This window comes from Gemmatimonadota bacterium (genome assembly GCA_009841265.1).
Lineage (GTDB): Bacteria > JAAXHH01 > JAAXHH01 > JAAXHH01 > JAAXHH01 > JAAXHH01.
Map to the genome: position 1 here is coordinate 109,115 of VXMB01000001.1, position 13,714 is coordinate 122,828.

Sequence of the window (13,714 nt, forward strand, 5' to 3'; positions counted from 1 at the left end):
GTTTGTCTAACCGTTCGCTTCCGCCAGCCCCGGAAGATCCCGCACGTGGCCGGGGAAGAGTTCCACGGGCACCCCGATCCGCTCGCTCAGGCCGGGCAGGTTCATGTCGTCCAGCAGCAGGCCGTCGTCGTTCAGCACGTTCGGAGGAAGGTACACGCGGTCGCCCACTTCCTCGTCCTTCAGCGCATGGAGGATGTCCCGGCCGGTCAGCAGTCCCGACACCGTGATCCCCGGGCCGAAGAACGTGTTCTCCGCCACGACCAGCTTCGCTTCCACGTGCTCCACCCGGTTCAGGGGTTCCACGAGCGATGTCCGGACCACGTCTTGTGCCAGTTCGGCCGTGACCAGCGTCGCCCAGAGCGGTTCGGCCGCCCGTTCGGGAAGCGAACGCGTCTGCTCGGCAATTTCGGTTTCGAAATGTGTGACCATGCCGACGCCGTTCTCCACGACTGGACAGTCCTCGTAGAAGGACGGCGGAGGAAAGGGCGTGGAAGACATCAGGTACCATTCGTCGGACAGATACACCAGCGGATGCCCAAGCCGCTCGCGGAGTTCCTCCTGCCAGTCGCCGACCGTATCGATCATGCGCCGGGCGTAGTCCACGGTGACCGGCTCGAGGTGATACAGTCCCTGACGGTGCGCGGTGAGGCCGACGGGCACGATGGAGATCGACTCCACCGCCGGATACAGTTCGGCCAGGTCGTCTACGGTCTTTCGCAGCGCGGGGCCGTCGTTGAGTCCGGGACAGAGGACGATCTGCGTCTCGATCAGGATCCCGCCATCCGCCAGCCGCCGGAGGATGGGCATGACGTCTTTCGCCTTGGGCGCGCCCAGCAGCATCCGCCGCAGTTCCGGGTCCGTGGCGTGGACCGACACGTAGATCGGACTCAGGCGCTGCACGATGATCCGGTCGAGGTACGCGTCGGAAGCGAAGGCCAGCGTCACGTAGTTGCCGTAGAGGAACGTGAGGCGCACGTCCTCGTCCTGGAAGTACACGGCCTTGCGCATGCCCTTCGGATTCTGGTGGATGAAGCAGAACACGCACTTGTTCGCGCAGGCCTGGTAGGGCGGCTCGTGGAGAGACAGGCCGAGGTCCTCATCCGGATCCTTCTCCACGTCGATCAGCACGCGGTTTCCATTGGCCTGTAGAACGTCGAGTTCCAGCACGTCTTCGCTGGACCAGAACCTGTAGTCGAGGGAATCCCTGACCCGGGCCTGGTTGATCCGGATCAACCGGTCTCCCGGGACCAGGCCGACATGTTCCGCGATGCTGTCCGGACGCACCTGTTCTATCCGCATATCACCTAACACTTTGAAATATCAGTGACAACATAGCGTCATCACAAGCAATCGTTTAGGTATCTACATTTAACAAATTGCGACCCTTGGAAATATAGAGAATCGGACCCTTTCTGTCAAGGGGATTGGCGGGTTCCGGAACCCGTGAATGCCGCACCGGCAAACCCGTGGATGCCGCACCGGGAAGCCTGCATGAGACGGGTGCCGACAACCGGAAAACGAAGCCGCCGGGACTCGGACTTTTCGCTTGCCCGCGGGGCCGCTGTCAGGCTATATTGGATCAGTTGGCCCGTAAGACGGAACCGCGGGTGTAAGCGTATGAATTTACGGTCTTTACAGGCCGCCGTGCAGTGCCGCGCCTGTTTATGAATCGGAAGAATCCCGGGGAAACAGCAATGCCTCCCAAAACCATGTACGAGAAGGTCTGGGACCAGCACGTCGTCAAGGAGATGCCGGACGGGCTCACCGTCCTGTACATCGACGCCCACCTGATCCACGAGGTGACCTCTCCGCAGGCTTTCGAAGGGCTGCGGACCGCCGGCCGGAAGCTCAGGCGGCCCGACCTGACCTACGCCACGATGGACCACAACGTGCCCACCACCGACCGCTCCCTGCCCATGACCGACGAGATCGCGCGCCTGCAGGTGGACATGCTGGCCCGGAACTGCGAGGAGTTCGGCGTGCCCCTGTACGATCTCGACTCGCCCCACAACGGGATCGTTCACGTGATCGGTCCGGAACTGGGCATCACGCAGCCGGGCAGGACCATGGTCTGCGGCGACAGCCACACGTCCACCCACGGCGCCTTCGGCGCGCTGGCCTTCGGCATCGGCACGAGCGAAGTCGAGCACGTCATGGCCACGCAGTGCTTGCTCCAGAAGCACTCCCGGACCTTCGAGATCCGCGTGGACGGCGTGTTGAGCGAGGGGGTGACGGCCAAGGACATCATCCTGAACATCATCCGCCGCACCGGTACGGCCGGGGGCACGGGCACGGTCATCGAGTACGCGGGCAGCACGATCCGCGGTCTTTCGATGGACGAAAGGATGACGATCTGCAACATGTCCATCGAACTGGGCGCGCGGGCCGGCCTCATCGCGCCGGACGACACGACCTTCGAGTACCTGGCGGGGCGGGAGTTCGCCCCGGAAGGCGCGGCGTTCGACCGGGCCGTGGCGGAGTGGCGTACGCTGGCCACCGACGACGGGGCCGAATTCGACGAGCGGCTCGCGCTGAAGGCGGACGAGATCGTACCCCAGGTGTCGTGGGGAACCAATCCCGGCATGGTGACGGACGTGACCGGCGTCGTGCCCGATCCTGTAGAGATGGACAGCGAGAACGACCGGCGCGCGGCCGAGAAGGCCCTCTCCTACATGGCGCTGGAGCCCAACACGTCGATCACCGATATCGAGATCGACCGTGTCTTCATCGGCAGCTGCACCAATTCCCGGTTGAGCGACCTGCGGGCGGCCGCGGACGTCATCAAGGGCCGACGCGTATCGCCGCGGGTGACCGCCCTCGTGGTGCCCGGGTCCCACGCGGTCAAGCAGCAGGCCGAGGCCGAGGGACTGGACCGTGTGTTCCTGGAGGCCGGCTTCGAATGGCGCGAGGCCGGTTGCAGCATGTGCCTGGGCATGAACCCGGACATCCTGCAGCCCGGCGAGCGGTGCGCCAGCACCTCGAACCGCAATTTCGAAGGGCGGCAGGGCCGGAACGGACGCACGCACCTGGTCAGCCCGGCCATGGCCGCGGCGGCCGCCGTCGCCGGCCATTTCGTCGACGTGCGAGACTGGTAAGGCAAACCGAAACGGAGCATATCGGTAACGGAGCAAACCGGAAACGGAGCAAACATGGCGGATCCCTTTACCACGCACACCGGCCTGACCGTCCCGCTCGACCGGATCAACGTGGACACGGACCAGATCATCCCCAAGCAGTTCCTGAAACGGATCGAGCGCACCGGGTTCGGCCAGTTCCTGTTCTACGACTGGCGGTTCACGGGCGACGGCTCGACCGACCCCGGTTTCGTGCTCAACGAAGACCGCTACCGGGACGCCACGATCCTGGTAACCGGGGACAACTTCGGCTGCGGGAGTTCCCGCGAGCACGCGCCCTGGGCCCTGCAGGACTACGGCATTCGCGTAATCATCGCGCCGTCCTTCGCGGACATCTTCTACAACAACTGCTTCAAGAACGGGCTGCTTCCCGTCGTGCTGCCCGGCGATACCGTGCGCCGCATGCTCCGGAACGCGGCGGAGCAGCACCCCTATTCCGTCTCGGTGGACCTCGAACGGCAGGTCGTCACCGAGCCCGGTAGCCCGGCCGATCCCAACGGTGCTCCCGAGCCCGGCGGCGCGTCCCACCCGTTCGAGGTCGACCCCTTCCTCAAGCACTTTATCCTGGAGGGTCTGGACGAAATCGGCTGGACCCTGCAATTCGAGGACGACATAGCGTCGTATGAAAGTACCCGGAGTACGGGCTGACCAACTGCTCGCGCTGTCCCAGGCCAGCGACGAAACGTTGCGCAGCGTGTTTCACCGGGACCGTCACGCCACCCTGTGATCGGGCACGTTGTCCAGGATCCGGATCGTTCGAACCATGTGTGGCATAGTGCGCGGCGCGATGTGATCGAAGGGTAGCGCGTAGCGCAGTGCGCGGCGCGTTGCGGCTGCCGCAAAGGCCAAACGCGGGGCATCACGGCTTGAAAATCGTAGAAGAACCCGTAAACAGGCTGGCCGAACACGGCCATGTACCCATCGCCTACGAGGTGAGATCCCTTTTCCGGGCCGATCAGGTAAACGGTGGCCTCGGGGGTATCGCATTGGTGGAAGAACCGGTGGATCCCCCCTACGTCAAGGACTACGATCAGACGTCCGAAGAAGGGCCCGCCCGGTGGCCAGCGCGGTGGCTCGGCCGGTGGGACACTTCGGCGTGGGGATTGCTCGCGGCCTTCGACGGTTCCAGGCGGGTGGGCGGCGCGCTGCTGGCCCGCAGCACGCCGAACGTGAACATGCTGGAGGGCCGGGACGACCTCCTGGTGCTGTGGGACCTGCGCGTCCACCCCGACCATCGCAAGACCGGCGTGGGACGAAAACTCTTCGAGGCCGCGGTGGACTGGGGGCGGCACCACGGCTGCATCGAGATAAAGATCGAAACCCAGAATACCAATGTTCCCGCGTGCCGGTTCTACGCCCGCCAGGGGTGCCGCCTGGGCGCGATCATTTCCAACGCCTACGAGGAGTTCCCCGACGAGCTTCAGTTGATCTGGCGCATGCCGCTGTGACGGGCATTTCCGCCTTGCGTCCGGGTTTCGTCGGCTTATAATGAGGAGTATCCGGCAGGCCGGGAAGTCTCGCGCGCAACGAACCATCCAGCGAGCTTCATCCCGAAGTAACGATACGCCCGGTGCGTCGCTTCCCGTGTCGGTTGCCAGTATTCAGTTGTACAATTGTACAATACACTTTTTCGTCAGGCACCCTGGACTGCCCTATGCATCCCACGCCCCTGACCACATCCCAGCGCCGTTCCTTCGAGGAGGACGGCTACCTCGTCGTCCCGGGCGCGCTGGATCCTGCGCAGATCGAAGCGCTGACGGAGACGGGCGACCGGCTCATGGAAGGGTTCGAGTACCCCGACTTCTATGCCCACCGCCGTCCCGGTCTCGTGCAGGAGCAGCCCTTCCTCGACCTCGTAACGAACGAGCGCACGGTCCCGCTGATCGTGGCCCTTCTCGGTTTCAACATCCACATCACGAATACCGCGCTCATCTTCAAGCACCCGGAGGCGCCCGGCGATACAGGCCAGGTCAACTGGCACCGCGACGTGGGCGTTTCGCTGGACGTGGGCCACGTGGTGCTGCCCTTCGTCGGCCTGAAGATCGGCTATTGCCTGACGGATTTCCCCGATCCGGACACGGGGGCGACCATGTTCGTCCGGGGCAGCAACAACATGAAATCCGCGCTGCCGATACGAAAGGGCCAGATCCATCCCGACGAATACGTGCAGCCGATCCTTCGGGCCGGCGACGCCTTTCTCTTCGAAAACCGCACCTACCACGCGGCCGGGCTGAACTTCGCCAAACAGATCGCCAAGGTCGTCATCTACGGCTACCACTACCGCTGGATCAAGCCGGACCACTACATGCGATTCTACAGCGGCATTCAGCAGCCCGACGCCGGCCTGCTCGCCGGTACCGACGACGTCGGACGCCAGCTGCTGGGCGCCACCGTGGACTCGGAGGGACGCGAGGCGCCCGACGGCATCGACTGGCCCATCCGGGAATGGGCCGATCGGCACGGACTCGACGTGGCGCAGTACACCCATACCGTGGAAGTTTGATCGCTAGCCTGACCCAACCGTTGCCCGGCAGGAATCCATGTACCTGAAGCACATGCTTCCCCATCAACTGCGCGAGGCCGTGGAACGGGGCGACCCGCTGCTCGTGCCCGCCGGCTGCATTGAGACCCACGGTCCCCACATGGCTATCGGTCACGACACGATCATCGTGGAGGAGATCTGCGCGCGCGTGGCGAAGCGCCTGGACGTGGTTGTCTCGCCGCCCTTCGATTTCGGCCCCACCGGTTACGCCCTGGGCGGACCCGAGGACGGCACCATCGACCCCGATTACGATGCCTTCGGTTCGTACGTCAAGTCGATCCTGCGCAACTTCCTGGAGATGGGCTTCGGGCGTATCTACGTGATCATCATGCACCAGGGCATGGAAGCCCCGCTGGCACTGGCTTTCAAGAAGGCCGCGGCGGAACTGTCCTTCGAAATGGTCCTGGCCGAAGGCAAGCCGCGGGGATGGTGGGCGGATGCCAAAATGTCCAGGGAGAAACGCCGGTTCGGCAGGATCCAGGTCCACCCCATGATCCTTCCCGCCGCGTCACCGCCCGCCGGCGGCGACCACGCCGGGTACAACGAGACTTCCTTCCTGCTGGCCGCGCGCCCGGAACTTGTGGACCAGGGCCGCCTCGACGAAAACGCGCCGTGGTACTGCCGGCAGGACGAAGACCGGAACAGCTGGACGGCCAATGCGGCCCATGGGGAGGCCATGGTCGGGGCGGTCGTCGATGCGTGGGCCGAACTACTGCAGCGCTGAATTCAAACCGAAGCGTTTAACCGTAGAAAGGAGCTACACATGCGGTCCATTTTCGTCGGAATCGAGTACGCCGGCAAGTCTACCCTGATCGATCACCTGGACGCCTACTACCAGAAACGGCGGCGCCGGACCCATCTCGACGATCATTTCACCATCCCGGACGCTTCCCTGAGTCCCGTTTCCCGGGCCCAGTACGTCCACTATCCCGACGACGTGAAAGAACGCATGCAGCGGATGCAGCTGCACTACCACGTGGAGGTCATCCGCAACTACCCCCACACGCTGATCGCCGGCTGGCACATCGAGGAGAAGGTCTACTGCGACGTGTACGGCAGCGTGGAGGGAAATCCGTACTATCCCAACTACGTCCAACACAACCAGCGGCACTACGAGGTGCTGGTCCTGGAAGCCCGGCTGCCTGACGTCGTGCTGATCCACCTAACCGCCGACGACGACGCGATCCGCGAGCGCATCCGCACGGACCCCCACGAGTACCAGATCATCGACGAGCAGGACATACCTGATCTCAAGAAACGCTTCGAGGACGAGGTCGACCGATCGCTCCTTACGCGAAACGGCCACCTGATCACGCTGGATACGACCGAAAAGTCACCGGCGGAAACCCTGGACGAACTGCTGCTCAAGACCGATCCGCTGGTGACCGACGGGGAACTGGCCATGCGGGCCATGCCGGTGCCAGAGGAGGACTACGAGGTCAGGTACGAGAACGGCGAGCGGAAGATGGTGTAGGGAGAAGCCACGGTGTAGGGGGAAGCCACAGGGTTTTGTGTTTTTTGTGTTTTTTTTAAAAACCAGAACGAGATCGTGGGTTTCAATTCCGACGATTCTAGTATGGACCACCTTGTAGGGAAGGCTGGATAGTATTGAAGGCGTTATTCGTCCAAGGAGTCAGACAATGACCGAGATCTCCCGCGACAACTTGACCTTTGGCGCACAGATCGTAACTGCCGTTGGAATGTTCATTGTGACCTTGGGCATCTTGTTCATTGCGACGCTTACTTACCTGGATCGGGAAGATCAGGGATTCAGGAATGAGATTCGGACCGAACTGACCGCAATCCGAACTGAAATGCAAACCGACTTTACGGAAATCCGTAACACGATGAGAGATATGAATAGTCGGCTCGACAACATGAACACCCGACTCGGAAGGGTCGAGGGGTATCTGAGGGTATCCGGCGAAGAGTAACGCACCCGTTTCTACGCCGCCAGACCCTTGTCCTGGGCTTCCTTAATGCATTCGGCGAGGATGGGGACGCCTTCGCGGATATCCTCTATCGTGGGGAACCCGAATGCGATGCGCAGGTAGGGGATGTCCTCGTTCGCGGCGCTGAAGGACTGCCCGAGACTGTAGTAAACCCCGCGCCCTGCCGCCAGTTGCAGCGCTTTCCGCGTGTCCGTCGCCGAGGGAATGCGTACCCAGACGAACATGCCGCCGGGCGGATCCGTCCACCACACCTCCTCGCCCAGATCGCCGAAGTGGGTCGCCAGCGATTCGACCAGGGCGTCCTTGCGCGCCTTCATGACCTCGTTTACTTCTCGGATGTGGTCCCAGAGATGATCGCCCAGGTATTCGGCCACGATCATGCTCGCCAGCGTGTTGGTTCCACCATCCATCTTGTTCGCCATGATCCACTGCTGCAGCGCCTCCGGCGCCATGAAGTAGCCCTGCCGGACGCCCGGCCCGAGGATCTTTGAAAAAGAGCCGACGTACACGACCCGGCCGTCTTCGCCCAATTGGTACAGGTTCGGCGGCACCGGATCGGTCTGGAATACGAGATCGGCGTAACAGTGGTCTTCCACGACCAGCGTGTCGAACTCCCGGGCCAGTTCGAGGAGGCGCTTGCGACGCTCCAGGGACAGGATGGAACCCGTGGGATTGTGATGGGTGGGGATGGTATAGATGAACTTCGGCGGCGTGCCCGCGTCGACAAGTCCTTTGAGTAAGGTCTCCAGTTCATCCGGCACCAGGCCCTGATCGTCGATAGGCACCGGCGCGATGCGCACCTGCCGGCTTCGGAACACGCTCAGCGATCCACCGTAGGTGAAGGATTCCGTGACGATCGTATCGCCCCGTGACGCGAAGGCTTCCGTGATCAACTGGAGCGCCTGCATGGAACCGGATGTCAGTACGATTTCCTCCAGGGGCACCGCCCGGCCCGCGCCGTGCTCGAAGCGCTCCGACGCGATGGCCCGCAAGGGTTCGTAGCCGCGGCCGTCCGGATAATTCACCAGTTCCGGGCCTCGGACCCTGATGACTTTCGCGGCGGCCTCGGCCAGTGCGTCCGAAGGAAAGGACAGCGGATCGGGCCTCCCCGCGCCGAAATTGATCTCACGCATGGACCTGCTCCTGTAAGGTGTCGGTTACGCCGATGGCGGATTTTACTTAATTCGATGCACAGGCAAGTCGATCACGGAATGTAGGACGGCCGTCCCGCGCCTGTCAACCGGTTCTGCGTGGATCCGGTGCGCAGCGAGGGCTTAGTGAGGCGGCCACCGGGACGGGGCCGGAGCGCGAACTACAGGACAAGGTGGGTGGCGTTGACAGGATATACCGCGCATCCTACATTGATCCTACCTGACCCTGTAGGTCGCACCCATCGGCTCTCCAACCATGATCCCGTTCCGATTCCTCCTGCTGTTCACCATACTCACGTCGTTCGTTGCAGCTTCCGAAGCGCAGGAACAGCCGGCGAATCGGGCACAGACCGAGCGTCCCGTCCAAACTCAGGCACAGCCCCCCAACCAGGCACAGCCCCCTATTCGCGTCGAGATACCCCTCTTCGAGGGCGGCCAGGGACTGGAGTTCTTCCTCGAGTGCGCCCGGACTTACGAACAGGAGCACGAAGGCGTGGTGATCGACCTCTACGGCGATCCGCGCATCCACGACAAGGTGCGGGTGCGCATCCTGGAACGGTCCTTCCCCGAGGTTACCAACGCCCGGCTCAACTACTGGGCACTCATTCGCAACGGCGACCTGCTGCCCCTGGACGAGTTCCTCGACCAGCCCAACTGGGAGGGCGACCGCACCTGGCGCGAATCGTTCCTGCCCGGGACCCTGGCCCAGTACACCCACGAGGAAAAGACCTACGGCATCCCCCTGATGGCGTCGGCCTACGCCGTGTGGTACAACAAGAACATGTTCGAGGAAAACGGCTGGGAGCCGGCGACGACCTGGGAGGAGTTCCTCGACCTGTGCGAGGAGATCAAGGCCGCCGGGATGTGGCCCCTCGCCTTCCAGGGACGGTACCCGGGCTACGTGCAGGCCGTGATCGATCACGGCTACTACCATCTCGCCGGACCTGACCGCTACAATGACCAGAAGAACCTGGTGCCCGGCAGTTTCGACAACCCCGAATTCATCGAGGCCCTGTCCAACGCGCAGCGTATCGCCCTGAATTACTTCCAGCCGGGCGCCATGGGCATGAGCCACACCGAATCCCAGCTCGAGTTCTTCCTGGGGCACACGGCCATGATCTTCTGCGGTTCGTGGCTCAAGAGCGAGATGCTGGGTAAGATCCCGGACGATTTCCGCCTGGGGTCCTTCAACATCCCGGTGGCGCCGACCGGCAGGGCCGATCCCTCGGCCGTCTACGGCGGGTCCGGATACTATTTCGTCCTGAAGGACAGCGAGAACCCGCTGGCCGGGGTCGAGTTCCTGCGCTTCATGACTTCGCGGCGCATGGCCGGCCTGTTCGCCCGGATGCGCGACATCCCCGTGTCCGTGGCCGGCGTCTCCGAAGCGAACCTGACCGAGGATATGGCGGACCTGGCGGATATGCTGAAGAACGCGGCCGTCACCTACGGCACACCGCCCGGCGAGGGTTATCCGGCCATGACGCAGTACTGGACCGACGCCCGGTTCCGGGTGATCACCGGCCAGACCACGCCCGCCGATGCCGCCGCGGAACTGGAAGCCGCCGCGGCCGTCGTTCGACGGCAGACCATCGCGCCGGACGAGATCAACATCCGGCACGTCTGGAAACCCGGTCTGCTGATCGGCCTCATGGCCCTGGCCATCGGCTACTGGTCGGTCACGACCTACAAACGCTACCGGGACCGCCGCCGCGCGGGGAAATCACACGTCGCCGGCCTCCCGTTCCTCGGGCGGATTGACCGGATCATCTTCATCGCGCCCGCCCTGCTGCTCTACGCGGTGTTCGTGATCATCCCGAGCGCGAAATCGTTCCTCTGGAGCCTGAACGAATGGGACGGGCTGACCGACATGCGCTTCACGGGCCTGCTCAACTTCGGCCGGCTGCTCTTCGAAAGCGACGGGTTCTGGATCGCGCTGAACAACAACCTGTTCATCATGTTCGTCATCCCGCTGTTCGTCATCCCCCTCTCCCTGTTCCTGGCCGTGTGCATCAGCCGGCAGATCCGGGGATCGAAGTTCTTCCGCATCGCCTTCTTCTTCCCGAACATCCTCGGGGCCGTGGCCGCGACACTCCTCTGGATGCATCTCTACAATCCCCAGGGCGGACCGATCAACGCGGCGCTCGTGGGCCTCGGCATGATCCTGTCCGCGGTAGGCTTCGAGAGCGCGGGCAGCTGGCTGCAGGCCATGGAAGGATTCGCCTGGCTGTCGCAGTCCAACCTGTACTGGGCGCTCATCCCCATGTCCATCTGGGGCGCCTGCGGGTTCAACATGATCCTCTTCCTGGCCGCCATGGAGAGCATACCACAGAGCCTCTACGAAGCGGCGGACATCGACGGGGCCTCGTCGTGGCGGCAGTTCTGGACCATCACCCTGCCGCTGATCTGGGAGGTGCTGTCCATCTCCATCGTGTTCATGGTCATCGGCGGGATGAAGGCCTTCGAGACCATCTGGCTCCTGACCAACCAGACGCCCACCACGCAGGTGCACGTCATCGGCACGCTCATGGTGCAGGACATGTTCACCGAGTTCAAGATCGGCGAGGCCACGGCCATCGCGGTGCTGCTGTTCATCATGGTCTTCTTCGGCACGGCCGCCACGCTGCGGCTCATGCGAAGAGAAACGGTGGAATTCTGATGACGCGGACGGAAGGAATGAAACGATCGGGCGAAAGCAGCCGGACGTCGGCCTGGAATTTCGTGATCTATCCGGTCTTGCTCGGGTACCTGGTCATCGTGGTCTACCCGATGGCCTGGCTGCTGTACACGTCGCTCAAGACGGACCGGGAGATCTTCCTGGCGCCTTTCACGCTGCCGGACTGGGCGGACCTGCAGTGGATCAATTTCTCGCGGGCGTGGACGGTGGGGCAATTCGGGGACTACTTCCTGAACAGCGCGATGCTGACGGTCATGACGGTGATCCTGTCGCTGCTCTTCGCGGCCATGGCGGCCTATGCCCTCTCGCGGTTCCGCTTCTTCGGGGCACGGCCCCTGTTCTTCTTCTTCCTGGCCGGCCTGATGGTGCCGCTGCAGCTAGCCATCGTGCCCCTCTTCTTCCAGATGAAGGACCTGATGCTGCTCAATTCCCGGCTGGGGCTGCTGCTCGTCTACATCGCCTTCGGCATGCCCTTCGCCATCTTCATCCTGGCGGGCTTCTTCAAGTCGCTGCCGTCCGGACTCCACGAGTCGGCCCTGATGGACGGCGCCGGCGAACTGCGGGCCTTCTGGCACATCATGCTGCCGCTGGCCAAGCCCGCCCTGGTGACCGTCGGCATCTTCGCCTTCCTCGGCACCTGGAACGAGTTCTTCATGGCCTTCATGTTCCTGTCGGGCGAAAACGCCGAAAGCCTGCGCACCCTTCCCCTCGGCCTGGCCAACATCACGATCGTGAGCCAGTACCGCAGCGACTGGGGCATGGCCTTCGCCGGCCTGGTGCTCATGATGCTGCCCACCATGGCGGTCTACGCCCTGCTCCAGCGCCAGGTGACGAAGGGGATTACGGTGGGGGCGCTCAAGGGGTGACGCCTGTCGTCGACTGGTGGAGCGCCCGAGGGGTGATGCGCCCAAGGGATGACGCGCCCGAGGGGTGGCGCGCGAAACTACGGCTTCGCGATCCAGACCGGGTCGGGCGTGATGCTCGTTTCCGGCGGCGGACCCGTATCGTCCCACTCGTCCTCGTTCTCCAACAGGAAGCCTGGCTCGACCGACATGTCGTGATCGCAGATGATCTGGCAGGACAGCCGTACCTCGCCGAGCGCTCCCTTCTCCGTCAGCACGTCGCGTTCGGCCTCGGTCATCGTTTCCGGTTCGCCGGAGACGAAGTTCACGCGGCAGGTCGTGCACTTGGCGTTTCCGCCGCAGCGATGGCCGATGTTCACGCCCGTGCCCTCGATGGCCAGCACGAGACGTTGTCCCGATTCGACCTGGTTCTCTACGCCGTTTACGGTGAGTTTCGGCATGGTGACACGCTCCTTTCATATGTTGTCAATGTTGACAATGTATTAAATGTCGTTAAAACAACCCCCGGCAGCCGGCGCGATCAGCCTGTAGCCGGCGCGATCAGCTTGTAGCCGGTGTAATCAGCCTGTGATATCGTGACCGAGCCGGTCCCGCGTATGCTCCAGGTCCACCCAGCGGTGCGGGCCGTCGGTCACAGCGAAGCACACCTCGTACACCGGGTTTTCCGTGGCTTTCAGGGCCAGTTCGATGATGTTCGTGATGTCCGCCTGGCTGCACCAGACCGATCTCAGGAAGGGTTCGGTGGCCTCGTTCTGCTTGTTGACCCAGCCGATGCGGAGGCAGACGACGGAGAAGCCGTGAGCATCGTGGTAGGTGCGGCAGATGCCCTCGCCCCAGACCTTGCTGGCCGAATAGGGTTCGGTGGGACGGGGCGGGTCGGAGACTTTCACGATGGGCATGGGATCGGGCAGCCCTTCGAGCCGGCCCTCGTTCAGGGAAACGTACGGTTCGGAAAACTGTCCGTACCCCCAGCTCGCCATGACCGAACTCGCATAGATCAGCCGCTTGATGCCCTCCTCTCGGCAGACCTCCAGCACGTTGTAGGTGCCGCGGATATTGCTTTCCAGGATGGTTTCGAAGGAGGCGCCGGGATCGGGGACCGCGCCGAGATGGACCACCGCGTCCATGCCGGAGAGCGCTCGGGACACGGCGTCCCGGTCGGTCAGGTCGGCCAGTGAGAAGCGGTCATCGGGTATCCGCAGAAGATCCTCATCGTCGATGCGGTCCGAAGAAACCGTACGCCGGCCGCTGCCGTAGACTTCGTAATCATCCTTTCCGCTCAGGTGCCGGTAGGTCAGGTTGCCGATCAGTCCGTACGCACCCGTTACGTGCACCTTCAAGGGTCTTCCCTCGCTCATTGGTTCCTCCGGTTGAACTTCGGTGAATCGATGATAAGTC

General features: G+C 63.1%; 13 protein-coding genes. 9 read left to right on the plus strand and 4 right to left on the minus strand.

What is annotated here, in order from left to right; all coding sequences use genetic code 11:
- Positions 1-6: 6 nt before the first annotated feature.
- A complete protein-coding gene (locus tag F4X08_00410) occupies positions 7-1,299 on the minus strand; it encodes a DUF512 domain-containing protein (protein ID MYD24261.1) in 1,293 nt (430 codons plus the stop codon).
- 395 nt (positions 1,300-1,694) lie between these two features.
- Here F4X08_00410 and leuC point away from each other — a divergent pair, with 395 nt between their 5' ends.
- From leuC to F4X08_00445, 7 genes are all read left to right on the plus strand, one after another.
- A complete protein-coding gene (leuC, locus tag F4X08_00415; protein MYD24262.1) occupies positions 1,695-3,095 on the plus strand; it encodes a 3-isopropylmalate dehydratase large subunit in 1,401 nt (466 codons plus the stop codon).
- A gap of 54 nt (positions 3,096-3,149) precedes the next feature.
- Entirely contained in the window at positions 3,150-3,782 is a 633-nt protein-coding gene (leuD, locus tag F4X08_00420; GenBank protein MYD24263.1) for a 3-isopropylmalate dehydratase small subunit, read from the plus strand.
- 167 nt (positions 3,783-3,949) lie between these two features.
- Positions 3,950-4,582 carry a GNAT family N-acetyltransferase gene (locus tag F4X08_00425; protein MYD24264.1) on the plus strand — a complete coding sequence of 211 codons (633 nt, stop codon included), beginning with the start codon at positions 3,950-3,952 and terminating at the stop codon, positions 4,580-4,582.
- Positions 4,583-4,788: 206 nt separating this feature from the next.
- Entirely contained in the window at positions 4,789-5,637 is an 849-nt protein-coding gene (locus tag F4X08_00430; GenBank protein MYD24265.1) for a phytanoyl-CoA dioxygenase family protein, read from the plus strand.
- A 37-nt stretch (positions 5,638-5,674) separates the two neighbouring features.
- Positions 5,675-6,400 carry a creatininase family protein gene (locus F4X08_00435; GenBank protein MYD24266.1) on the plus strand — a complete coding sequence of 242 codons (726 nt, stop codon included), beginning with the start codon at positions 5,675-5,677 and terminating at the stop codon, positions 6,398-6,400.
- Between the two features lie 39 nt (positions 6,401-6,439).
- Positions 6,440-7,150 carry a hypothetical protein gene (locus F4X08_00440; GenBank protein ID MYD24267.1) on the plus strand — a complete coding sequence of 237 codons (711 nt, stop codon included), beginning with the start codon at positions 6,440-6,442 and terminating at the stop codon, positions 7,148-7,150.
- A 166-nt stretch (positions 7,151-7,316) separates the two neighbouring features.
- The gene (locus F4X08_00445) at positions 7,317-7,610 is read left to right on the plus strand and encodes a hypothetical protein (GenBank protein ID MYD24268.1); all 294 of its coding nucleotides are present in this window, start codon (positions 7,317-7,319) and stop codon (positions 7,608-7,610) included.
- Positions 7,611-7,621: 11 nt separating this feature from the next.
- Here F4X08_00445 and F4X08_00450 read toward each other — a convergent pair whose 3' ends face one another.
- Positions 7,622-8,761 carry a PLP-dependent aminotransferase family protein gene (locus tag F4X08_00450; GenBank protein MYD24269.1) on the minus strand — a complete coding sequence of 380 codons (1,140 nt, stop codon included), beginning with the start codon at positions 8,759-8,761 and terminating at the stop codon, positions 7,622-7,624.
- A 274-nt stretch (positions 8,762-9,035) separates the two neighbouring features.
- On the opposite strand from F4X08_00450, the gene F4X08_00455 reads away from it, so the two are divergent.
- Together F4X08_00455 and F4X08_00460 are read left to right on the plus strand one after the other, a co-directional pair.
- Entirely contained in the window at positions 9,036-11,435 is a 2,400-nt protein-coding gene (locus tag F4X08_00455; protein MYD24270.1) for an extracellular solute-binding protein, read from the plus strand.
- Positions 11,435-12,319 carry a carbohydrate ABC transporter permease gene (locus F4X08_00460; GenBank protein ID MYD24271.1) on the plus strand — a complete coding sequence of 295 codons (885 nt, stop codon included), beginning with the start codon at positions 11,435-11,437 and terminating at the stop codon, positions 12,317-12,319. The genes F4X08_00455 and F4X08_00460 overlap by 1 nt, the downstream gene beginning before the upstream one ends.
- Before the next feature lie 77 nt (positions 12,320-12,396).
- Here the strand turns inward: F4X08_00460 and F4X08_00465 are convergent, their stop codons facing one another.
- Positions 12,397-12,756 (minus strand): (2Fe-2S)-binding protein, encoded by a 360-nt coding sequence (locus F4X08_00465; protein ID MYD24272.1) that lies wholly within the window; start codon positions 12,754-12,756, stop codon positions 12,397-12,399.
- 120 nt (positions 12,757-12,876) lie between these two features.
- On the minus strand, positions 12,877-13,674 hold the full coding sequence (locus F4X08_00470; GenBank protein MYD24273.1) for an NAD-dependent epimerase/dehydratase family protein: 798 nt from the start codon (positions 13,672-13,674) through the stop codon (positions 12,877-12,879).
- Positions 13,675-13,714: the final 40 nt, after the last annotated feature.